The following is a 20,355-nucleotide window of genomic DNA, read 5'->3' on the forward strand; positions in this document are numbered from 1 at the left end:
CCGTGTCAGAGCGTCTGCATCATCTTGCGCACACCCGCCACATGACGCCGGCTGACGGTCAGGGCATCGCCATCCAGGCCTTTGAGGAACAGCTGGAAATGCCCAAGCGGCGTGCGCTGCAGACGCTCGATGCGCTCCCGGGCCACCAGCGCGTTGCGGTGGATGCGCACGAAACGTTCACCGAACTCGTCCTCCAAGGCCTTCAATGGCTCGTCCAGCAACACTTCCCCGGCCTCATGGCGCAGGGTCACGTACTTGTGGTCGGCGATGAAATAGATGACCTGCGGCAAGGGGATCAGCTCGATGCCCTTGCGCGTTCGTGCGCTGATGTGGCTGCGCGGGCCGCCGCCCTCGTTGGCCGGCCGGGTCAGGGCCGCGAGCTGGGCGCGATTGGGTTTGTCGGCCTTGCGCAGGGCTTCGCGCAGGGCCTGGGGTTGGATCGGCTTGGTCACGTGGCTGAGGGTGCTGTCCTTGAAGGCCTGGCTGCCGTATTCGTCGTCGCCGGTGCAGAACACCACGGCCGGCGGCGCCTCGCGCTCGCACAGCCGGGCGGCCACCTGCAGGCCGTCCAGGCCAGGCATGCCGATGTCCAGTAGGACCACATCGGGTTTGTGGCTGTCGATCAGGGCCAGGGCCTCCTCGCCGTTGGTGGCGCTGGGCTCCAGCACGGTGTAGCCCTCAAGCTCGCCGAGCAGCCGGCTCAGGCGTTCGCGGGCTTGGGGTTCGTCATCAACGATCAGGACATTCATAATTGCGCTGGATTCCTGAGTGAGTCTCGCATCGGTATAGCGTAGACAGGTGTAGGGCGACCGACACCGCGGTCACGCTCTAGACCGACGCGATGGCCAAAGATTCACTGGCCTGGCAGTTTCGCCGCCAGCCCTTTGTCCAACTGTAGACGGTCCGTGGAACACTGCCGTTCAATCATTGAATATCCCCAGGACCCGCCCGCCTCCGCCTCGCCGGGGTTTCTCTCGACCGACGCCCCTGCGGCGCAGGCCTCAACCCTGTTATGATCGACGCCACTTTTTTCGTTCACGCCTTCAACGAGTGAATCCATGAGCACCGACAAGACCAATCAGTCCTGGGGCGGCCGCTTCAGTGAGCCCGTCGACGCCTTCGTCGCCCGCTTCACCGCCTCGGTCGATTTCGACAAGCGCCTGTATCGCCACGACATCATGGGTTCGATCGCCCACGCCACCATGCTGGCACAGGTCGGCGTACTCACCGATGCCGAGCGCGACGCCATCATCGACGGCCTGAAGACCATCCAGGGCGAGATCGAGGCCGGCACCTTCGACTGGCGCGTCGACCTGGAAGACGTGCACATGAACATCGAGGCCCGCCTGACCGACCGCATCGGCATCACCGGCAAGAAGCTGCACACCGGCCGCAGCCGCAACGACCAGGTGGCCACCGACATCCGCCTGTGGCTGCGCGACGAGATCGACCTGATCCTGGCCGAGATCACCCGCCTGCAGCAGGGCCTGCTGGAGCAGGCCGAGCGTGAGGCCGAGACCATCATGCCCGGCTTCACCCACCTGCAGACCGCCCAGCCGGTCACCTTCGGCCACCACCTGCTGGCCTGGTTCGAGATGCTCAGCCGCGACTACGAGCGCCTGGTCGACTGCCGCAAGCGCACCAACCGCATGCCCCTGGGCAGCGCCGCGCTGGCCGGTACCACCTACCCGATCGACCGCGCGCTGACCTGCAAGCTGCTGGGCTTCGAGGCCGTGGCCGGCAACTCGCTCGACGGCGTGTCGGACCGTGACTTCGCCATCGAATTCTGCGCGGCTGCAAGCGTAGCGATGATGCACCTGTCGCGCTTCTCCGAGGAACTGGTGCTGTGGACCAGCGCCCAGTTCCAGTTCATCGACCTGCCTGATCGCTTCTGCACCGGCAGCTCGATCATGCCGCAGAAGAAGAACCCGGACGTCCCCGAGCTGGTTCGCGGCAAGAGCGGCCGCGTGTTCGGCGCCCTGACCGGCCTGCTGACCCTGATGAAAGGCCAGCCGCTGGCCTACAACAAGGACAACCAGGAAGACAAGGAACCGCTGTTCGACGCCGCCGACACCCTGCGCGACTCCCTGCGCGCCTTCGCCGACATGATCCCGGCGATCAAACCGCGCCACGCGGTGATGCGCGAGGCGGCCCTGCGCGGCTTCTCCACCGCGACCGACCTGGCGGACTACCTGGTGCGCCGTGGCCTGCCCTTCCGTGACTGCCACGAGATCGTCGGCCACGCGGTGAAGTACGGCGTCGACACCGGCAAGGACCTGGCCGAGATGAGCCTGGACGAGCTGCGCCAGTTCAGCGACCAGATCGAGCAGGACGTGTTCGCCGTGCTCACCCTGGAAGGCTCGGTCAACGCCCGTGACCATATCGGCGGCACCGCGCCGGCGCAGGTGCGTGCAGCCGTGGCCCGGGGCAAGGCGCTGCTGGCTTCGCGCTAAGGCTTCCCCCAGTGCGAGGGCTACGCCCTCGCTCGCGGCATCCCCCTCAGCGCTTGCTGCGCATCATCTCCAGGAACGCCGGCATCGCCGCGTCCTTGTCCGCCACGATCCGCGCCATGTGCGGGTTCTCTCCCAGCTTCTCCAGCAATGCCCCTGCCTGCGGGAAGTCCGCCAGGAAATCGATGTTCAGCACCTTCTTGCCCACCAGGCAGGCCAGGTCCACCGAGAAACAGAACATCAGGTCGGCCAGCGTCAACTGCTCGCCCGCCACGTAGGGGGCGAAGCGGCCGTTGCGCTTGAGCGTGGCGAAACCGGCCAGCAGCTCGCTGCGGGCGCGTTCCTTGATCACCGGCTCCACCGCCATGCCGAAGAACGCCTCGGGGTAGCAGGTACGGGCCGGCAACTCGATGTACAGCTCGATCTCCTTGAGCAACTCGCGCACCTTGGCCTGGGCGAAGGCATCCGCCGGCAGCAGTGGCTTGCCGGCCTGGGTCTGCTCGATATAGTCGAGGATCACGCAGGTCTCGCTGAGAAAACCCTGTTCGGTCTCCAGCACCGGCACCTTGCCGCGTGGGCTGATGGCCAGGGCCTGCGGGCTCTGGCCGGCGAAGAACGGCACCTCTTCGAAGGGCAAGCCTTTTTCCATCAGGGCCAGCTTGACCATGTTGTAGTAGTTGCTGACCGCGAATCCGTGAAGCTTGAGCATTGATACAGCCTCCAGGCCGTGTGGGGATGGCCCGGCTGTTATAGACCGATCGCCCTGGCCTGGCCAGCATCATGCGAGCTGTCGATGACAGGGCATCCGCAGTGCGGGCATGGCACACTGTGTGCCCCACCACAGGAGCAGCGCCATGAGCGAACCCAGCGACATCGACAACAATGACGAGGAAGCCTTCGTCGAAGCGACCCTGATTCAGGCCATCGAGAACCAGATCGAAAGCGGCGAGCCAGCAGCGGCCAAGGCCACCTTCAATAAGCTGACCCTGGTCGGCTACGAACGCGAGGACATCCTCAACCTCATGGCCCATGTGCTGGCCATCGAGATCGACGCCATGCTCGACGAGGACCGGCCGTTCAATGGCCAATGGTACGAGAACGCCCTGCGCGCCTTGCCCGAGCTGCCACCTGAAGCAGATCAAGGCGACAACGACGAAGCCTGACTACACTCCTGGATCAGGCGCCGGCAACGGTGCCGCCATCCTTGTCTGGAAGTCAGGAGTCATCCATGTCCTTCACCCCCGAACTGATCGCCGAACTGGAAGTCCTCGCCCTGTTCAACCTGGACAGCAGCCAGGAAGGCATCAAGGTCCACAGCAACGCCTCCCCCACTTTGGTCGCCGCGGCCCGGCGCCTGCACGACAAGCAACTGACCACCCAGCCCGATGGCGGCTACCTGACCAGCCTGGGGCTGGATGCCGCCGAGAACGTCCAGCAGTTGCTGACCATCCTCAAGGCCGTGCAGCCGGCTTGAGTTCGCAGCGCCCTTTGCGCGGGCAAGCTCCCACAGGTTCGCCGGCGCCCTCAAGGACGGCGTTGTTCCTGTGGGGGCCTGCCGGGGCGCCGAACTGCCGCGAAAAAGCCCCACGCCCGCGAGGAAAATGACGTCAATAACCCAGCCAACGCTTATCCGAGCGCCGCACTCAGGCTAAACTCGCCAGTGCTCCCCTGGCCTGCCTGAGTGCGCAATGAACCACCCCCACGAAATCCGCCCCGACCTGGAACAAGGCATCGACCGCAAGGAGCTGGCGAAGCTGCGTGCGCGCTTCCTGCAGCTCAACCAGGGGCGACTGGAGCGGGCCATGGAGGGGTTGTCCACGCGCCAGCAGCAGGTGTTGACCCTGCTGCCGCTGCTGTTCCACGTCAACCACCCGTTGCTGCCCGGCTATGTCTCGGGCAACACACCGGCCGGTGTCTCGGGGTTCGAGCCCGACGTCCAGCTGCTGGCCGAGGCCCAGCGCCTGGCCCGCTCGTTCACCCACAAGGCCCGCCATGGCAACCCACCGCGACCGATCCATGGCCTGTTCCTGATGGGCAGCCTGGGTACCCTTGCCCAGGCCGAGCAGAGCGACATGGACCTGTGGGTCTGCCATGCCGCGAACCTCGGCGAGGCCGAGATGGCCGAGCTGCGGCGCAAGTGCCAGTTGCTCGAGGCCTGGGCCGCCAGCCAAGGCGCCGAGGCGCACTTCTTCCTCATCGAGCCCCAGGGGTTCGTCCAGGGTGAACGCGATGGCCAGCTCGGCTCCGATGACTGCGGCACCACCCAGCATTACTTGCTACTCGACGAGTTCTACCGCACGGCGATCTGGCTGGCCGGCCGCACGCCGCTGTGGTGGCTGGTCCCGGTCTACCAGGAGCACAACTACCGGGAATACACCCAGGTGCTGCTGTCCAAGCGTTTCATCCGTGCCGAGGACGACCTCGACCTCGGCCACCTGGCGCACATCCCGCCGGGCGAATTCGTCGGTGCCGGGCTGTGGCAACTGTTCAAGGGCATCGACTCGCCCTACAAGTCGGTGCTCAAGCTGCTGCTGACCGAAGCCTATGCCAGCGAGCACCCCGAGGTACGCTGCCTGAGCCTGGACTACAAACAGGCAGTGTTCGCCAATCGCCTGGACCTCGACGAGCTCGACCCCTACGTGATGGTCTACCGGCGCATCGAGCGCTACCTGCAACGCCGGGGCGAAACCGCACGCCTGGAGTTGGTGCGGCGCGCTCTGTACCTGAAGGTCAACAAGAAGCTCAGCGAACCCGGCCGCTCACGTGTCGGCGGTTGGCAACGCCGGTTGCTCGGGCGCCTGGCCGAGGAATGGGGCTGGAACCTGCGCCAACTGGCCATGCTCGACAGCCGCAGCCAGTGGAAGGTACGCCAGGTAGCTGCCGAGCGCCGTGAGCTGGTGGCCGAGTTGAACCACAGCTACCGCTTCCTCGGCCAGTTCGCCCGCAGCCAGAACGCCAGCAGCCGCGCCGACCAGCGCGACCTCAACGTCCTCGGCCGCCGCCTGTACGCTGCCTTCGAGCGCCGCGCTGGCAAGATCGAGGTGATCAACCCAGGCATCGCCCCGGACCTGGCCGAAGATACCCTGACCCTGGTCCAATCGCCCAACCGCAAGGAGCCCGGGACCCACCACTGGGGGCTGTACAATGGCAACCTCGGCGTGCACGAATGGGAGCACTTCAGCCCGATCAAGCGCTGCCGCGAACTGCTCGAACTGCTCACCTGGGCCCATCGCAACGGGGTGATCGACAGCAGCACACGCCTGGCCCTGCACCCCGGGGTCAGCGACCTGAGCGAATTCGAGCTGTTCAACCTGCTGGGCAGCCTGCAACAGACCATTGCGCTGCCGCTGGAAACCGTCAGCGAGATCCGCCTGCTGCAGCCGAGCGTGGCCGACGAGATCCTGCTGCTGGTCAACGTCGGCATCGACCCGCTGCGCCATCATCGCGACCTGAACATTCTGATGACCACCGAGCGCACCGACTCGCTGAGCTACGCCGGTGTGCGCGAGAACCTGGTGCTGACCCTCGACCAGGTCACCCTCAACAGCTGGAACGAAGTGCTGGTGCAGCGCTACGACGGCGAGCACGCGCTGGTGCGCTGCCTGCGCGACTTCCTCAACAGCCTCGGCCAGCGCAAGCACCGGCCACGGCTGCGGGTACGCTGCTTCTGCCACAACCGCGCCCAGGCCATCCGCCAGCGGGTCGAGGATATCTTCGATACCGCGCAGTCGCTGCTCGACCAGGCGCTGAACCATCGCTACCTGCTGCAGGTGGCGCAGTACACCCATGTGCTGGAGCTGCAGCCTGGGCAGGTCAGCCTGGCCACCCTCGCCGACCACGAGGCCGTGCTTGATTGCCTGGGCGAGGAGCGCGGTGAGTACAGCCCCCTGCACCTGGACGCCAATGCCCTGCAGGATCACGACCTGCCGCTGATCCTGGGGCAAGGGCAACCGGGCTGCATCCAGGTGTTCTATCGCCTGCTCGACGGCTGGGCCGACCTCTACGTGCTGGACGAGTACAACGCCCTCTGGCAGCAGCGCCTGCCCTTGCAGGACGAAACCCACCTGCTGCTGCCCCTGCAGCGCTTCTTGCGTTCGGTAGTGATACGCCGCGACGCCCTGCTGCCGCTCGACAGCCTGCAACAGGCATCGCTGGACATCCTCTACTACCAGTTGCAGCCCTCCGGTGCCGGCAAGGCCCGCAGTCTGGAGCCGCGTCCGGCGCCGAGCGATGGCAGCGACCAGCCCTACTATGAGGTACAGGCGATCCTGCAGGCTGGCACGGGCGACGATGTGCACGTCACGCTCTACTGCGACCAGCAGGAGTTCTCCGAACTGGAGCATGGCGACCAGCTCTACGCCGTGGTTGCCCGCCAGATCATCGGCCGGCGTCGCAGCGCCGGCAACTACCGCTGCTACATCACCGACCTGGACCTGTCCGAGCTACTGGAGGACGACCAAGGCTCGACGGTGCTCTACCTGCGCTACAAGCGCGAGCTGGAGCAGGCGCTCAACGATGGGCTGGAGCAGTTGCAGGCGGCCCTGGAGCCCTAGTGGGGCCCTGCAGGCCTTCATTGGGGCCGCTTCGCGTCCCCAGGTGGCCGGCACCGCTACCGCGAAAACCGCCTACAGGTCGTAGTCGCCCGCCGCCTCCGGCTGGTATTCGACATCCAGCAGGGTGAGCTTGAGGGTCTTGCCACCAGGGGCCGGCCAGTCGATCTGGTCGCCCACCGACAGCCCCAGCAACGCACAGCCGATCGGCGCGAGAATGGAGACGCTCCCTTCAGGCCCTGCGTCCTTGGGATAGACCAGGGTCAGGTGGTAGTCCTTGCCACTGGCTTCTTCGCGGCAGTGCACGCGCGAATTCATGGTCACTACACCGGCCGGGACCTCCTCGTGACCGACAACCTGGTCGGCGCGGTCCAGCTCGTCCTGCAGGGCGAGCACACCCGGCGTACTTTCATCGAGGCTGTCGATCAGACGCTCGAGACGCTGTACGTCCAATCGGGTGAGGATGAGGGAAGGCTTGGTGCTCATGATCCAGTCAGACTCCTTTTTAACAGGCAAATAAAGCAAAACCCCGCCCAAGGGCGGGGTTTGTGAATACTTTCGGCATCACCGACGCTGGGTTCGACACTACCACAGCCGGGCAAATACTCAAGCCCGGCCGTCACTGCGCGGCGTACTGCCCCCGTCGGGCCTGGGCCTCTCGGCAGATCTGCCGGCGTCGCTCGTCATCGGCCGAGCGCCATTCGCGGATGTGCTCCACCGGCCGGAAACAGCCACGACAGACCTTGTGCTCATCGAGCCGGCAGACGTTCACGCACGGCGAAGGTACCGCCGGGCTGACGTTGCTGTAGAGCGGCTTCGGGGGCCGTGCCGGGTCGCTCATCTCAGATCTCGTCGAAGTCCAGCTTCTCGCCGGCCCGCTCCCAGACGATACGCTCGAGCATCTCGCCCAGCAGCTCCTCGCTCTTCTCGCAGACCCACTTGCCGCTCTGCTCGTCGTAGTCGAAGTGGAAGCCGCCGGAGCGATCGGCCAGCCACAGCTGGCGCAGCGGCTCCTGGCGGCTGAAGATCAACTGGCTGCCGTTGTCGAACTTGACGGTCAGCACCCCGGCGGAATTCTCCATGTCCACATCCAGGCCGCTCTCATCGAACAGGTCTTCCAGGGCCTGTTGGGTCGCGTCGACCAGATCATGGAAACGTGCTTCGCTCAAACTCATTGCAGGAACCTCGAAATTGGCTACTTACGGCAAGCCGGGCAAGATACGGGCGACTTGGCGGGAATGCAAAGCTTCACGCCAATCAGCTGCAAGCTGCAAGCGCCGAGCGGCAAGAAAAAGCCAAGCATGCGCCAGGCTGCTTTTTCTTGCCGCTTGCCGCTCGAGGCTGGCCCGCCGGGCGGACCAGCCCTTGCATAGGCAATCCGGCGGTCGCTCGGTATACTCGGGCGCAATACTGCTTATTTCAAAGGATTTCTCCAATGAAGCGCCTGATTTCCTCCCTTGCGGCGCTGGTCGCGGTTGCTTGCCTGGTTTCGGCCTGCGGTCAGAAGGGCCCCCTGTACCTGCCTGAAGAGGGCAATGGGAAAGAGCAAAAGTCCCACCAGCACCAACACGCCCAGCCATCGCAGCCGCAGGAACAGCAGCCTGAGCTGCAGCCCGAGCAGACGCCAGCGCAGTAAGGAAATCCAATGGACGCTTTCAACTACCGCGACGGCGAACTGTTCGCGGAAGGCGTGGCCCTGTCGGCCATCGCCGAACGTTTCGGCACCCCCACCTACGTGTACTCGCGAGCCCACATCGAGGCCCAGTACCGCAGCTACGCCGATGCCCTAGAGGGCACCTCGCACCTGGTCTGCTTCGCCGTCAAGGCCAACTCCAACCTCGGCGTGCTGAACCTGCTCGCCCGCCTGGGCGCAGGCTTCGACATCGTCTCCGGCGGTGAGCTGGAGCGCGTGCTGGCCGCCGGTGGCCGTGCCGATCGCGTGGTGTTCTCCGGCGTCGGCAAGACCCGCCAGGACATGCGTCGCGCCCTGGAAGTGGGCGTGCACTGCTTCAACGTCGAATCCGCCGACGAGCTCGAACGCCTGCAGGCAGTCGCTGCCGAGATGGGCGTGCAGGCACCGGTCTCGCTGCGGGTCAACCCGGACGTCGATGCCGGTACCCATCCCTACATCTCCACCGGCCTGAAGGAAAACAAGTTCGGCATCGCCATCACCGACGCCGAGGCCCTGTACGTACGCGCGGCGCAACTGCCGAACCTGGACGTGGTCGGCGTCGACTGCCACATCGGCTCGCAGCTGACCAGCGTCGCCCCCTTCCTCGATGCCCTCGACCGCCTGCTGGTGCTGGTCGATCGCCTCGCCGAATGCGGCATTCACCTGCGCCACCTGGACCTGGGCGGCGGTGTCGGCGTGCGCTACCGTGACGAAGAGCCGCCCCTGGTGGCCGACTACATCAAGGCGATCCGCGAGCGCGTGGGCGAGCGCGACCTGGCCCTGGTGTTCGAGCCGGGCCGCTACATCGTGGCCAACGCCGGTGTCCTGCTGACCCGGGTGGAATACCTCAAGCACACCGAGCACAAGGACTTCGCCATCATCGACGCGGCGATGAACGACCTGATCCGCCCGGCCCTGTACCAGGCCTGGATGGGGGTCGACGCCGTCACCCCGCGCGAGGGCGAAGGCCGCACCTACGACCTGGTCGGCCCGATCTGCGAGACCGGCGATTTCCTGGCCAAGGACCGCGTGCTGAACCTCGCCGAGGGCGATCTGCTGGCCGTGCGCTCCGCGGGCGCCTATGGTTTCGTCATGAGCTCGAACTACAACACCCGTGGCCGCTGCGCCGAGGTACTGGTCGACGGCGACCAGGCCCATGAAGTACGTCGCCGGGAAACCATCGCCGAACTGTTCGCCGGCGAAAGCCTGCTGCCGGAGTGACCCCATGCTGCTGCGTTTCACCAAGATGCATGGGCTGGGCAACGACTTCATGGTCCTCGACCTGGTCAGCCAGCACGCGCACATCCAGCCCAAGCATGCCAAGCAATGGGGCGACCGCCACACCGGCGTCGGCTTCGACCAGCTGCTGATCGTCGAGGCACCGAACAACCCGGACGTGGACTTCCGCTACCGGATCTTCAACGCCGATGGCTCCGAAGTCGAACAGTGCGGCAACGGTGCGCGATGCTTCGCCCGTTTCGTGCAGGACAAGCGCCTGACCGCGAAAAAGCGCATCCGTGTGGAAACCAAGGGCGGCATCATCGAGCTGGACGTGCGCAACGATGGCCAGGTCTGTGTCGACATGGGCCCACCACGCCTCGCCCCGGCCGACATCCCGTTCGTTGCCCAGGCCCAGGCGCTGAGCTATCCGTTGGAGGTCGACGGCCAGATCTACCCGATCGCCGCGGTGTCCATGGGCAACCCCCATTGCGTGCTGCGCGTCGACGACGTGCGCACGGCCCCGGTCCATGAACTGGGCCCGAAGATCGAGCACCATCCGCGCTTCCCGCAGCGGGTCAACGCCGGATTCATCCAGGTCATCGACCGCCACCGCGCCAACCTGCGCGTCTGGGAGCGTGGTGCTGGCGAGACCCAGGCTTGCGGCACCGGTGCCTGCGCGGCCGCGGTGGCGGCCATCAGCCAGGGCTGGATGGACTCGCCGGTATCCATCGACCTGCCAGGCGGTCGCCTGAGCATCGAGTGGGCCGGCCCCGGCAAACCGGTGCTGATGACCGGCCCGGCCGTACGTGTCTTTGAGGGACAGGTTCGTCTCTAAGCGAGTGACTTCCATGACCGATCAGCCCCAGGTTCTACCCGAACAGGCCAGCGACCTCGATGACGAGGCCGTGGTCGCCTACCTGCGTGCCCGCCCGACGTTCTTCGCCGAGCACGACGAGCTGCTCATCGAGCAGCGCATCCCGCACCAGCGCGGCGACAGCGTGTCGCTGGTCGAACGCCAGCTCACGCTGCTGCGCGACCGCAACATCGAGATGCGCCATCGCCTGTCGCAGTTGATGGATGTGGCCCGGGACAACGACCGGCTGTTCGACAAGACCCGCCGGCTGATCCTCGACCTGCTGGATGCCAGCAGCCTGGAGGAAGTGGTGATGGCGGTCGAGGACAGCCTGCGCCAGGCGTTCCAGGTGCCCTTCGTCAGCCTGATCCTGTTCGGCGAGAATGCCGCCCCGGTCGGCCGCTGGGTCAGCAGCGCCGAGGCCCAGCAAGCCATTGGCGGGCTGCTGGGCAGTGGCAAGACGGTCAGTGGCAACCTGCGCGAGCACGAACTGGCCTTCCTGTTCGGCGAGGGACAGCACAAGGAGGTCGGCTCCAGCGCCGTCGCCACCCTCGAGCACCAGGGCCTGCACGGCGTGCTGGCGATCGGCAGCCGCGATCCGCAGCACTACAAGAGCTCCGTTGGCACCCTGTTCCTGAGCTATATCGCCGAGGTGCTCGGCCGCGTCCTCCCGCGCTTCACCCAGACCCTGCGATCGGTGCGCTGATGGAACGCCAGCTGGAGGCTTATTGCGCACACCTGCGCAACGAGCGCCAGGTGTCCGAACACACCCAGCTGGCCTATCGCCGCGACCTGGAAAAGGTCATCGACTTCTGCAACAGCCAGGGTATCGCTGGCTGGGAAGCGCTGCAGGTCCAGCAACTGCGCCAATTGGTGGCGCGCCAGCACCATCATGGCCAGTCCGCCCGCAGCCTGGCACGCCTGCTCTCGGCGGTGCGCGGCCTGTACCGCTACCTCAACCGCGAGGGCCTGTGCCAGCACGACCCGGCCAACGGCCTGGCGCCACCCAAAGGGGAGCGCCGGCTGCCCAAGGCGCTGGATACCGATCGCGCCCTGCAACTGCTCGACGGTGGCGTCGACGACGACTTCATCGCCCGCCGCGACCAGGCCATCCTCGAACTGTTCTATTCGTCCGGCCTGCGCCTGTCGGAGCTGACCAACCTCGACCTGGAGCATCTGGACCTGGCAGGCGGGCTGGTGCAGGTGCTGGGCAAGGGCGGCAAGACCCGCGTGTTGCCGGTCGGCCGCAAGGCCCGCGAAGCGTTGCAGGCGTGGCTCCGGCTGCGCGGTATCAGCGCCCCACAGGATAACGCGGTGTTTCTCTCCCGCCAGGGCCGGCGCCTGGGCCCACGCGCCATCCAACTGCGGGTCAAGGCCGCCGGCGAGCGCGAGCTGGGCCAGCACCTGCATCCGCACATGCTTCGCCATTCCTTCGCCAGCCACTTGCTGGAGTCGTCCCAGGACCTGCGCGCGGTACAGGAGATGCTCGGCCATGCCGACATCAGCACCACGCAGATCTACACCCACCTGGACTTCCAGCACCTGGCCGCGGTGTACGACAGCGCCCACCCCCGGGCCAAACGCAGCAAAGGCACAGACTCATGAGCATCAAGCTGATCACCTTCGACCTGGACGACACTCTGTGGGACACCGCACCGGTGATCGCCAGCGCCGAGATCGTCCTGCGCGACTGGCTCGAAGCCAACGCGCCAAGCCTGGGCAGCGTACCGGTCGAGCACCTGTATGCCATCCGCGAACGCCTGGTGCAGGCCGAACCGGGCCTCAAGCACCGCATCAGCGCCCTGCGTCGGCGCGTGCTGTTCCATGCCCTGGAAGAGGTCGGCTACAGCGAGAAGCACGCCCAGGAGCTGGCCAACGAAGGTTTCGAAGTGTTCCTCCACGCACGACACCAGGTCGAGGTGTTCCCCGAGGTGCAGCCGGTGCTGGAGATCCTGCGCCATCACTACACCCTCGGCGTGGTCACCAACGGCAATGCCGACGTGCACCGCCTGGGGCTGGCGGACTACTTCAGGTTCGCCCTGTGCGCCGAGGACCTGGGGATCGGCAAGCCGGACCCAGCCCCGTTCCTGGAGGCCCTGCGCCGGGGTGAAGTAGAGGCGCAGGCCGCCGTGCATATCGGCGACCACCCCGGGGACGATATCGCCGGCGCCCAGCGCGCCGGGCTGCGAGCGGTGTGGTTCAACCCCCAGGGCAAGGCCTGGGAAGGCGAACAGGCGCCGGATGCGCAGATCCAGCGGTTGTCGCAGTTGCCCGACGTTCTGGCACGCTGGCGCTAGGGGCTCGGCACCCTGCAGAGCAAGCTCGAGGCCGGTCAGTTAAGACTTTCCAGCCGTCATTTGGGCCGACAGCGCCCACAAAAAAGCCCGCAGCGACGGCGGGCTTTCTTGCATTCAACCACTCAGATAGGGCGGCTGCCGTACTTGTTGTCCGGCTTCTTGGGCGGATCGGCGACCACGTTGGGCTCGACCTCCTGGATCTTGCCGCCACGCGCCAGGAACTCTTCCATGGCCTTGGCCAAGGCATCGCGCTCCTTCTGCTTGGCTTCCAAGCTCGGCATGTCGTCAACCGAGACAGCGGCCTTGGCCTTGCCCTTCGCAGCGGGGGCGGGGCTGTCGTCTTCGCCAGCGTCTTCGGCTACATCATCTGCCGCTGCTGCGTCGAGGCCCTCATCACCCTCGTCTTCATCGCCTACTTCGAGGTCATCGTTTTCCAGATCGTCGTCGCTCATGTTCTACCTCATGACTTGCGAAAAGCAGATTAGTTATAGACCGTGCAGCCGTAGACCGGCAGCCATCGGTGAAAATTCAACTGGCCGTGGGTTGGCCACTGCCCTGGGCGTTCACCTCCTGATGGGAGGCCGGCACCCTGCAGACCCTGCTCCTGGCAGGGCCTGACGAAATCCTTGAGCCATTGGCCGGAACAGCCCGGCGCCACCTGCTGGCTCCGTGCTATTGGCAAGCCTAGCAAAGGGTGGCGAAGTGTGCGGACAGCTCGTCAAGCACCCTTCCGGCGCGCATTCTAGCGCGCCCGGAGAAAAAGCAAAGCTCCCTGAATGCCCTGTGAGCTGTAAGTTTTCGGGCCGTGTCACGAACGTGTCGGGTAAACCGTTTGCTCTTCGCCGAACAGCGAATTCCAGGCAAAAAAATGCCCGGCGAACCGGGCAGATTTTTTACCGCGTCGCAGTTACAGGTTGTAGCCGCGTTCGTTGTGCTGAGCCAGGTCGAGGCCGACCGACTCTTCTTCTTCGTTGACCCGCAGGCCCATCACCACATCCAGCACCTTGAGGATCACGAAGGTGACGATGGCGGTGTAGACCACGGTGAAAATCACGCCCTTGGCCTGCACCCAGACCTGCGCGCCGATATCCACGACCTCGCCGAACCCGCCCAGGGCCGGGGCGGCGAAGACCCCCGTGAGGATCGCGCCGACGATACCGCCGATCCCGTGCACGCCGAAGGCGTCGAGGGAGTCGTCATAGCCGAGCTTGCGCTTGAGGCTGGTGGCGCAGAAGTAGCAGATCACGCCCGAGCAGAGGCCGATCACCAGGGCGCCCATCGGGCCGACGGTGCCGGCGGCCGGGGTGATGGCCACCAGGCCGGCGACCACGCCGGAGGCGATGCCCAGGGCGCTTGGCTTACCGTGACCGATCCATTCGGCGAACATCCAGCCCAAGGCCGCGGCAGCCGTGGCGATCTGGGTCACCAGCATGGCCATGCCGGCGGTGCCGTTGGCGGCTGCGGCGGAGCCGGCGTTGAAGCCGAACCAGCCGATCCACAGCATGGCCGCGCCCATCAGGGTGTAGCCCAGGTTGTGCGGCGCCATTGGCGTGGTGGGGTAGCCCTTGCGCTTGCCCAGCACCAGGCAGCAGACCAGGCCGGCGATACCGGCGTTGATGTGCACCACGGTGCCACCGGCGAAGTCCAACACGCCCCAGTCCCACATCAGCGCGCCGTCACCGCTCCAGACCATGTGCGCGATCGGAGCGTAGACCAGGGTGAACCACACGCCCATGAAGATCAGCATGGCGGAGAACTTCATGCGCTCGGCGAAGGCACCGACGATCAGCGCCGGGGTGATGATGGCGAAGGTCATCTGGAAGGTGATGAACACCGCCTCGGGGAACGCCGCGGTCAGGCTGTCAGGGGTCACGCCGCTGAGGAATGCCTTGGAGAAACCGCCCACGAAGGAATTGAAGTTGACCACGCCCTGTTCCATACCGGTGGTATCGAACGCCAGGCTGTAGCCATAGACCATCCACAGGATGCTCATCAGGCCGGTGATGGCGAAGCATTGCATCATCACCGACAACACGTTCTTCGAACGCACCATGCCGCCGTAGAACAGGGCCAGGCCCGGAATGGTCATGAACAGCACCAGCGCGGTGGCGGTGAGCATCCAGGCGGTGTCACCGGCGTTGAGCGCCGGGGTGGCTTCCTCTGCCAGGGCCAGGCCAGGCATTACGAGGGACAATAGGGCTCCTAGCCCTGCGATCTTGCGCAGAGTCATGTTGTTTTCTCCTGGGGCGTTGGGTTTGGTGAGGCTTTTTCTTAGATCGCGTCGGTATCGGTTTCGCCGGTACGGATGCGGATCGCCTGCTCCAGATTGACCACGAAGATCTTGCCGTCACCGATCTTTCCGGTGTTGGCGGCCTTGGTGATGGCTTCGATCACCCGGTCAAGGTCTTTGTCGTCGATGGCGACATCGATCTTCACCTTGGGCAGGAAATCGACCACGTACTCGGCACCGCGATACAGCTCGGTGTGGCCTTTCTGCCGACCGAAGCCCTTGACTTCGGTCACGGTGATGCCCTGCACGCCGATTTCCGACAGCGACTCGCGCACGTCGTCCAGCTTGAACGGCTTGATGATGGCAGTGACTAGCTTCATGAAACTCTCTCCCGATTTGGTGGACTTGCCCCAGGAAAACAAACCCGTCTCAAGTCTAAGCGCAGCGCCTGGCTTTGTAACCCGTCGTCGACTCCCTCCTCCCCCGCCGACGCATGTCGCGGCAATGACGAAGGGCCTTTCAGCTCCACCTGCGCACTGCCTGGTCACAAGGAACTGCATCAGTGCATGGCTTGCCAAGGTCTTTGCAGAAACCTTGCCAGGTCATGGAAAGCCAGTGAAAACAATCAGTTGTGGAAAAAGCCCGGCATTGGCCAGTCGCCAGCAGAGAAAAGATGCACAACTTCGGTGCGCACACCTCGGCCGCCCTGCGCAAAAAGTGTGCAGCGCAAGGCCCGCCAGGCAGCGTGCTACACTGCCCTCCTTTTCCATGATTAGCGGAACGCCGAACATGCTCGCGCCCAAAGCCTTTCTCGATGCCCTGAGCGACCAGGCCTCGCGCCTGTTCAACGGCGACAACACGCCGCCACGGGCCGAACTGGAGAGCCAGTTCAAGATCCTGATGCAGAGTGCCTTCAGCAAGCTCGACCTGGTCAGCCGGGAAGAATTCGACAGCCAGATGGTCGTCCTGGCCCGCACCCGCGCGCGCCTGGAAGCCCTGGAGCGACAAGTCGCTGAGCTGGAAGCCCGGATGGCGCCGACAATCCAGGAATAACAACCGACACACGGAGCGGCTCCCATGAAAGTCAGTGCCCGCAATGTCTTCGAAGGTACCGTCAGCAACGTCCAGCCTGGCGCGGTCAACGCCGAGGTCGAACTGACCCTGGGCGGCGGCGAGAAACTGGTGGCGGTGGTCACCATGGCCAGCCTGCACAACCTGAACATCAACGTCGGCAAGCAGGCCGTGGCCCTGGTCAAGGCGCCCTGGGTGGTGCTGATGACCGATGCCGACGGCTACAGGCTGTCGGCGCGCAACGCCCTGCAAGGCAAGGTGGTGCGGGTCGGCGACGGTGCGGTGAACGCCGAGGTGGTGCTGCAGTTGGCAGGCGGTACCGAGGTGTCTGCCATCGTCACCCGCGAGGCGGTGCAGGAGCTGGGCCTGACGCCGGGCGTGGCGGCCACGGCGTTGATCAAGGCCTCGCACATCATCCTGGGCGCCAAGCCCTGACACCTTGAGCATGGGGCTGCTTTGCAGCCCCAAATGACAGCTGAAAGCCCTGGCTGACCAGCATTGGGGCAATCCCAAGACCCAGTCCCCAGGCATCCGCAGTAAAATCCGGATGCACTCTTTCCCAGTGCCCCTCACCATCGCTCACTATTCTTCCGTGACCGCAGGAAGCGGCTTTTCCACAAGCGACCACGGAGTGTCCATGTCCCTCGCCCTCGTCCACAGCCGCGCCCAGGTCGGAGTGCTGGCGCCGGCTGTCAGCGTCGAAACCCACCTGGCCAACGGCCTGCCCACACTGACCCTGGTCGGCCTGCCCGAAACCACCGTCAAGGAAAGCAAGGACCGGGTACGCAGCGCCATCGTCAATTCCGGCCTGGACTACCCAGCCCGGCGCATCACCCAGAACCTCGCCCCCGCCGACCTGCCCAAGGACGGCGGCCGCTACGACCTGGCCATCGCTCTGGGCATCCTCGCCGCCAACGGCCAGGTGCCGGCGGCGACCTTGAGCGAGATCGAATGCCTCGGCGAACTGGCACTCTCCGGTAGCCTGCGCCCGGTGCAGGGCGTGTTGCCTGCAGCCTTGGCGGCCAGGGAGGCCGGGCGGGCGCTGGTGGTGCCACGGGAGAACGCCGAGGAGGCGAGCCTGGCGAGCGGGCTGGTGGTCTACGCGGTGGGCCATCTGCTGGAGCTGGTGGCCCATCTCAATGGGCAGGTGCCACTGCCACCCTACGCCGCCAATGGCCTGCTGCTGCACAGCCGGCCCTACCCTGACCTCAGCGAGGTGCAGGGGCAGGTGGCGGCCAAGCGCGCCCTGCTGGTGGCAGCGGCCGGTGCCCACAACCTGCTAGATTTGTGATAGGTTGCAAAACATCACCTACACAACGTTCAGACCATGAGTGCAAAAGCCTACAGCTACATCCGTTTCAGCAGTCCCGAGCAGGCAAAGGGCGATAGCTACCGCCGTCAGAAGGATGCGGCAGTGAGATACTGTCAGGAGCACGGTCTTGAACTAGCCACAACCAAAGAATACACGTTCCTCGACAAAGGCCGGAGCGCCTACAGTGGTCGAAATCTAGATGATGAAGGTCAGCTTAGAAGGTTCCTCGACCTTGTTGAGAACGGCACCATTGAGAGTGGCTCCTACCTGCTGGTGGAGAGTCTGGACAGACTGTCACGGGAAAAGGTTACGACTGCTCTCCCTCGTTTCATGGACCTACTCAACCGTGGAATTCGGGTCGTCACGCTCTCCGATGGTCGCTTGTATACCGAAGAATTCAACGAACTGGACTTGATTATCTCAATCGTCCACATGTCTCGGGCTCACAACGAAAGCGCGATCAAAGGAGACCGCGTTTCAGCCGCATGGGCAAACAAGAGGGCATTGGCTCGGTCGGATAAGACGCCACTGGGTAAGGCATGCCCCTACTGGCTAGAGCTGGTAGATGGTCGTTATCAACCAATCACCAACCGAGTTGAGACGGTGAAGCTGATATTCGAGCTGGCCATTCAAGGCTACGGACAGGGTTCCATTCCACGTATTCTCAATGAACGAGGCATACCTGTGTTTGGAAGTCGTAACCGCAACCATTCGGGAGCATGGGGTAGCAGCAGTGTGTCCAAGCTCCTCAACAATCGAGCATTGTTAGGGGAATACCAACCCACTCACGTGGTAGACGGCAGACGAGTCAATGATGGAGAACCTGTAACAGGCTTCTTTCCTCCAGTGATTGAGGAGTCTGTCTTCTACCAAGCGCAGGCAGTTCGGGCAGAACGCAGAGTTCATAGGACTGGCAATCAGTCTGATCGATTCAATGTCTTCCAAGGCATCGCCAAATGTGGGGCATGCGGTGACTCGATGCACCTTGTCAACAAGGGGCGCCCACCCAAAGGGGCAACCTACCTCCAATGCCACTCTGCTCGAAAGGGTGTATGCAAGAACGGATATGTTCGTGTTGAGCGAGCAGAACGGGCGCTTCGTCAGATTCTTGCGAAGGTGGATAGCTTGAGCCTTGTTCAAGCGAGCGAGGGTCAGACGGCAAAAGAGTTAGCCGCTTTGAAAGGCAAGACTCAGGAAGTGAATGAGCGGCTCACCAAAGCCATTGGGCTAATGACCCAAGCGCCTTCTCGTGCCCTAGCCGTATTGGTGCAAACTCTTGAAGGTGAGCTGGAGGAGCTCAAGAAGGAGGAGCAGAAATGTCACGAACTGCTCGCGGTCAATCAGGTCATCTCCAAGCAAGAGTTCTTTGCCAAGCTTGACCTCGTATCGTTCGAAGGAAGGCATGCAGCGAACAGCCTTCTCAAGCGACTCAGTATTGTAGTTACTATGTCGATTTCCAAAGCCCATCAGTCCTACAGTGCTACCAAAGATGGCATTCCGCAGCTCCTGATCATGCAATATCTTGAGGCGATGGTCATCATCGCAACAAACGAAAGCACCCTTGATCTACAGGTCCTACAAGGTGAGCTTTCTCCTCAGGAACGGGACGCATGGCTGCAATGGTTTGAGATTCGGAGAAATGGGCTTCCTGCTGGCGCTATTGAACAGATCAGGGCCAGACTCCAAAACATCGACTTGAGTAAAGTCAGGCTCAAAGGGCTACCGGACCAGTTTAAGAAAGTCATTCCGGTGAGAAATCCTGAGTAACGCCAGACCTGCTTAGCCCGTGTGTGGCATGTCAACATAGAGTGCCAAAGCGGAACCACAAATAACCTCACAGCCAGCAGGCCATAAAGGGCGATTCTAGAGCGCTTCATGACACCCCCTTGGGTAAGGGCATCGAACCCATGAAAACGCCTGAGCGAGCTCTCAGGAGCCCTCAGAGCGAATACCTTTCATTGCTCGCTGAACAGTACTCAGGCTGACCCCAAGTTCAGCAGCAACTTTACGAAACGACGCTCCATCCTTGGCCATAGCTTCGCGGATAGCTGCGTCATCAATGGTTTTCACGCGACCTTTGTAGACGCCTGCCTCCTTCGCTTTAGCAATGCCTTCACGTTGACGCTCTCTGATCATGCTTCGTTCGAACTGAGCAACGCTGCCCAACAAAGACAGCATCAGCTCTTGCATCGCATTTGCTTCACCCGTGAAGTGCAGTTGCTCCTTGTGAAACCGAATGGCGATACCTCGGCCAATCAATTCTTTGACCAGCGCCAGCAAGTCCTCAAGAGAGCGAGCAAGGCGGTCAATCGAATGCACATGAACAGTGTCGCCCTTTCGTACATGCCTCAACATAGCCTGTAGCTGTGGACGATCTGTAGTGGCACCGCTGACTTGATCAGTGAATACATCCTCCAGAGCAACACCATCTAGCTGACGGGCTGTATTCTGATCAACCGAGGACACTCGCACGTAGCCAATCTCTGCCATCACCCGCACTCCGTATTCTTTAGGGTCTAGATGCCGAGATTGTGGCTGTATTCCTTACAAATATCAACCCTATTGAATACAGATGTCGTTTTCAGAAGACGGCTGCACTGAACGTCAGAAGCCGACTGCACTATAGCAGCGGAGGGGTTGGATCCATCAGGCAACGACGGGCTGCTGCCGGCCATCAGCGGACGCAGGGAGGACTTTCC

The 20,355-nt window shown here is 63.7% G+C and carries 23 protein-coding genes and 1 pseudogene; 14 read left to right on the plus strand and 10 right to left on the minus strand.

The annotated features are described in order from the left end of the window. Window positions 1-5: 5 nt before the first annotated feature. Window positions 6-749, minus strand: a complete 744-nt coding sequence (locus WCE05_RS04545) for a LytTR family DNA-binding domain-containing protein (protein ID WP_225786710.1) — start codon at window positions 747-749, stop codon at window positions 6-8. A gap of 309 nt (window positions 750-1,058) precedes the next feature. On the opposite strand from WCE05_RS04545, the gene argH reads away from it, so the two are divergent. After that, on the plus strand, window positions 1,059-2,453 hold the full coding sequence (gene argH, locus WCE05_RS04550; RefSeq protein ID WP_225786711.1) for an argininosuccinate lyase: 1,395 nt from the start codon (window positions 1,059-1,061) through the stop codon (window positions 2,451-2,453). Window positions 2,454-2,499: 46 nt separating this feature from the next. On the opposite strand, the gene WCE05_RS04555 is transcribed toward argH, so the two are convergent. After that, a complete protein-coding gene (locus WCE05_RS04555; RefSeq protein WP_253080628.1) occupies window positions 2,500-3,159 on the minus strand; it encodes a glutathione S-transferase in 660 nt (219 codons plus the stop codon). 145 nt (window positions 3,160-3,304) lie between these two features. On the opposite strand from WCE05_RS04555, the gene WCE05_RS04560 reads away from it, so the two are divergent. The 3 genes from WCE05_RS04560 (at window position 3,305) to WCE05_RS04570 (ending at window position 7,003) form a co-directional block, all read left to right on the plus strand. Next, entirely contained in the window at window positions 3,305-3,613 is a 309-nt protein-coding gene (locus tag WCE05_RS04560) for a hypothetical protein (RefSeq protein WP_225786713.1), read from the plus strand. A 65-nt stretch (window positions 3,614-3,678) separates the two neighbouring features. Beyond that, window positions 3,679-3,924 carry a TIGR02647 family protein gene (locus WCE05_RS04565; RefSeq protein WP_225786714.1) on the plus strand — a complete coding sequence of 82 codons (246 nt, stop codon included), beginning with the start codon at window positions 3,679-3,681 and terminating at the stop codon, window positions 3,922-3,924. A gap of 214 nt (window positions 3,925-4,138) precedes the next feature. Next, window positions 4,139-7,003 carry a class I adenylate cyclase gene (locus WCE05_RS04570; RefSeq protein ID WP_368815512.1) on the plus strand — a complete coding sequence of 955 codons (2,865 nt, stop codon included), beginning with the start codon at window positions 4,139-4,141 and terminating at the stop codon, window positions 7,001-7,003. A gap of 72 nt (window positions 7,004-7,075) precedes the next feature. On the opposite strand, the gene rnk is transcribed toward WCE05_RS04570, so the two are convergent. The 3 genes from rnk to cyaY all read right to left on the minus strand — a co-directional run bounded on the left by rnk (window position 7,076) and on the right by cyaY (window position 8,175). Then, window positions 7,076-7,486: a nucleoside diphosphate kinase regulator gene (gene rnk / locus WCE05_RS04575; RefSeq protein ID WP_253080630.1), complete on the minus strand. Its 411-nt coding sequence runs from the start codon at window positions 7,484-7,486 to the stop codon at window positions 7,076-7,078. Window positions 7,487-7,619: 133 nt separating this feature from the next. Beyond that, entirely contained in the window at window positions 7,620-7,841 is a 222-nt protein-coding gene (locus tag WCE05_RS04580; RefSeq protein ID WP_253080631.1) for a DUF1289 domain-containing protein, read from the minus strand. 1 nt (window position 7,842) lies between these two features. Beyond that, window positions 7,843-8,175, minus strand: a complete 333-nt coding sequence (gene cyaY / locus WCE05_RS04585) for an iron donor protein CyaY (protein ID WP_225786718.1) — start codon at window positions 8,173-8,175, stop codon at window positions 7,843-7,845. 260 nt (window positions 8,176-8,435) lie between these two features. On the opposite strand from cyaY, the gene WCE05_RS04590 reads away from it, so the two are divergent. Genes WCE05_RS04590 through WCE05_RS04615 form a run of 6 tightly spaced genes read left to right on the plus strand, consistent with a single transcriptional unit; the run spans window position 8,436 to window position 13,043 of the window. Beyond that, window positions 8,436-8,636: a lipoprotein gene (locus WCE05_RS04590; protein ID WP_225786719.1), complete on the plus strand. Its 201-nt coding sequence runs from the start codon at window positions 8,436-8,438 to the stop codon at window positions 8,634-8,636. Between the two features lie 9 nt (window positions 8,637-8,645). Next, window positions 8,646-9,893, plus strand: a complete 1,248-nt coding sequence (gene lysA / locus WCE05_RS04595; RefSeq protein WP_253080632.1) for a diaminopimelate decarboxylase — start codon at window positions 8,646-8,648, stop codon at window positions 9,891-9,893. Window positions 9,894-9,897: 4 nt separating this feature from the next. Next, window positions 9,898-10,728, plus strand: a complete 831-nt coding sequence (gene dapF / locus WCE05_RS04600) for a diaminopimelate epimerase (protein WP_225786721.1) — start codon at window positions 9,898-9,900, stop codon at window positions 10,726-10,728. 13 nt (window positions 10,729-10,741) lie between these two features. After that, a complete protein-coding gene (locus WCE05_RS04605) occupies window positions 10,742-11,452 on the plus strand; it encodes a DUF484 family protein (RefSeq protein WP_225786722.1) in 711 nt (236 codons plus the stop codon). Next, window positions 11,452-12,351 carry a tyrosine recombinase XerC gene (gene xerC, locus WCE05_RS04610; RefSeq protein ID WP_253080633.1) on the plus strand — a complete coding sequence of 300 codons (900 nt, stop codon included), beginning with the start codon at window positions 11,452-11,454 and terminating at the stop codon, window positions 12,349-12,351. The genes WCE05_RS04605 and xerC overlap by 1 nt, the downstream gene beginning before the upstream one ends. Then, a complete protein-coding gene (locus tag WCE05_RS04615) occupies window positions 12,348-13,043 on the plus strand; it encodes an HAD family hydrolase (protein WP_253080634.1) in 696 nt (231 codons plus the stop codon). Before xerC ends, WCE05_RS04615 begins: the two co-directional genes overlap by 4 nt. Before the next feature lie 122 nt (window positions 13,044-13,165). On the opposite strand, the gene sutA is transcribed toward WCE05_RS04615, so the two are convergent. The 3 genes from sutA to glnK form a co-directional block, all read right to left on the minus strand. After that, window positions 13,166-13,495, minus strand: a complete 330-nt coding sequence (sutA, locus tag WCE05_RS04620; protein WP_225786725.1) for a transcriptional regulator SutA — start codon at window positions 13,493-13,495, stop codon at window positions 13,166-13,168. 455 nt (window positions 13,496-13,950) lie between these two features. Beyond that, a complete protein-coding gene (locus tag WCE05_RS04625; protein WP_225786726.1) occupies window positions 13,951-15,273 on the minus strand; it encodes an ammonium transporter in 1,323 nt (440 codons plus the stop codon). A 41-nt stretch (window positions 15,274-15,314) separates the two neighbouring features. Then, window positions 15,315-15,653 carry a P-II family nitrogen regulator gene (glnK, locus tag WCE05_RS04630; RefSeq protein WP_002555808.1) on the minus strand — a complete coding sequence of 113 codons (339 nt, stop codon included), beginning with the start codon at window positions 15,651-15,653 and terminating at the stop codon, window positions 15,315-15,317. Between the two features lie 409 nt (window positions 15,654-16,062). On the opposite strand from glnK, the gene WCE05_RS04635 reads away from it, so the two are divergent. From WCE05_RS04635 to WCE05_RS04650, 4 genes and pseudogenes are all read left to right on the plus strand, one after another. Next, window positions 16,063-16,326, plus strand: a complete 264-nt coding sequence (locus WCE05_RS04635) for an accessory factor UbiK family protein (RefSeq protein ID WP_225786727.1) — start codon at window positions 16,063-16,065, stop codon at window positions 16,324-16,326. Between the two features lie 24 nt (window positions 16,327-16,350). Continuing rightward, window positions 16,351-16,779 carry a molybdopterin-binding protein gene (locus tag WCE05_RS04640; protein ID WP_225786728.1) on the plus strand — a complete coding sequence of 143 codons (429 nt, stop codon included), beginning with the start codon at window positions 16,351-16,353 and terminating at the stop codon, window positions 16,777-16,779. 202 nt (window positions 16,780-16,981) lie between these two features. After that, window positions 16,982-17,626 (plus strand): annotated as a pseudogene (locus tag WCE05_RS04645) (magnesium chelatase domain-containing protein); the annotation flags it as partial. Window positions 17,627-17,671: 45 nt separating this feature from the next. Continuing rightward, a complete protein-coding gene (locus WCE05_RS04650; protein WP_368815513.1) occupies window positions 17,672-19,423 on the plus strand; it encodes a recombinase family protein in 1,752 nt (583 codons plus the stop codon). A 162-nt stretch (window positions 19,424-19,585) separates the two neighbouring features. Here the strand turns inward: WCE05_RS04650 and WCE05_RS04655 are convergent, their stop codons facing one another. Then, the gene (locus tag WCE05_RS04655; protein WP_368815514.1) at window positions 19,586-20,146 is read right to left on the minus strand and encodes a recombinase family protein; all 561 of its coding nucleotides are present in this window, start codon (window positions 20,144-20,146) and stop codon (window positions 19,586-19,588) included. Window positions 20,147-20,172: 26 nt separating this feature from the next. Then, a partial coding sequence (locus tag WCE05_RS04660) for a hypothetical protein (protein ID WP_368815515.1) occupies window positions 20,173-20,355 on the minus strand: 183 nt, incomplete at its 5' end.

It is taken from the genome of Pseudomonas sp. I2 (assembly GCF_040984075.1).
Taxonomy (GTDB): Bacteria; Pseudomonadota; Gammaproteobacteria; order Pseudomonadales; family Pseudomonadaceae; genus Aquipseudomonas; species Aquipseudomonas guariconensis_B.

What these genes read in the sequence shown, in the direction of transcription:
- WCE05_RS04545 (WP_225786710.1), bottom strand. Translation starts at nt 749, where the DNA reads ATGAATGTCCTGATCGTTGATGACGAACCCCAAGCCCGCGAACGCCTG.
- argH (WP_225786711.1), top strand. Translation starts at nt 1,059, where the DNA reads ATGAGCACCGACAAGACCAATCAGTCCTGGGGCGGCCGCTTCAGTGAG.
- WCE05_RS04555 (WP_253080628.1), bottom strand. Translation starts at nt 3,159, where the DNA reads ATGCTCAAGCTTCACGGATTCGCGGTCAGCAACTACTACAACATGGTC.
- WCE05_RS04560 (WP_225786713.1), top strand. Translation starts at nt 3,305, where the DNA reads ATGAGCGAACCCAGCGACATCGACAACAATGACGAGGAAGCCTTCGTC.
- WCE05_RS04565 (WP_225786714.1), top strand. Translation starts at nt 3,679, where the DNA reads ATGTCCTTCACCCCCGAACTGATCGCCGAACTGGAAGTCCTCGCCCTG.
- WCE05_RS04570 (WP_368815512.1), top strand. Translation starts at nt 4,139, where the DNA reads ATGAACCACCCCCACGAAATCCGCCCCGACCTGGAACAAGGCATCGAC.
- rnk (WP_253080630.1), bottom strand. Translation starts at nt 7,486, where the DNA reads ATGAGCACCAAGCCTTCCCTCATCCTCACCCGATTGGACGTACAGCGT.
- WCE05_RS04580 (WP_253080631.1), bottom strand. Translation starts at nt 7,841, where the DNA reads ATGAGCGACCCGGCACGGCCCCCGAAGCCGCTCTACAGCAACGTCAGC.
- cyaY (WP_225786718.1), bottom strand. Translation starts at nt 8,175, where the DNA reads ATGAGTTTGAGCGAAGCACGTTTCCATGATCTGGTCGACGCGACCCAA.
- WCE05_RS04590 (WP_225786719.1), top strand. Translation starts at nt 8,436, where the DNA reads ATGAAGCGCCTGATTTCCTCCCTTGCGGCGCTGGTCGCGGTTGCTTGC.
- lysA (WP_253080632.1), top strand. Translation starts at nt 8,646, where the DNA reads ATGGACGCTTTCAACTACCGCGACGGCGAACTGTTCGCGGAAGGCGTG.
- dapF (WP_225786721.1), top strand. Translation starts at nt 9,898, where the DNA reads ATGCTGCTGCGTTTCACCAAGATGCATGGGCTGGGCAACGACTTCATG.
- WCE05_RS04605 (WP_225786722.1), top strand. Translation starts at nt 10,742, where the DNA reads ATGACCGATCAGCCCCAGGTTCTACCCGAACAGGCCAGCGACCTCGAT.
- xerC (WP_253080633.1), top strand. Translation starts at nt 11,452, where the DNA reads ATGGAACGCCAGCTGGAGGCTTATTGCGCACACCTGCGCAACGAGCGC.
- WCE05_RS04615 (WP_253080634.1), top strand. Translation starts at nt 12,348, where the DNA reads ATGAGCATCAAGCTGATCACCTTCGACCTGGACGACACTCTGTGGGAC.
- sutA (WP_225786725.1), bottom strand. Translation starts at nt 13,495, where the DNA reads ATGAGCGACGACGATCTGGAAAACGATGACCTCGAAGTAGGCGATGAA.
- WCE05_RS04625 (WP_225786726.1), bottom strand. Translation starts at nt 15,273, where the DNA reads ATGACTCTGCGCAAGATCGCAGGGCTAGGAGCCCTATTGTCCCTCGTA.
- glnK (WP_002555808.1), bottom strand. Translation starts at nt 15,653, where the DNA reads ATGAAGCTAGTCACTGCCATCATCAAGCCGTTCAAGCTGGACGACGTG.
- WCE05_RS04635 (WP_225786727.1), top strand. Translation starts at nt 16,063, where the DNA reads ATGCTCGCGCCCAAAGCCTTTCTCGATGCCCTGAGCGACCAGGCCTCG.
- WCE05_RS04640 (WP_225786728.1), top strand. Translation starts at nt 16,351, where the DNA reads ATGAAAGTCAGTGCCCGCAATGTCTTCGAAGGTACCGTCAGCAACGTC.
- WCE05_RS04650 (WP_368815513.1), top strand. Translation starts at nt 17,672, where the DNA reads ATGAGTGCAAAAGCCTACAGCTACATCCGTTTCAGCAGTCCCGAGCAG.
- WCE05_RS04655 (WP_368815514.1), bottom strand. Translation starts at nt 20,146, where the DNA reads ATGGCAGAGATTGGCTACGTGCGAGTGTCCTCGGTTGATCAGAATACA.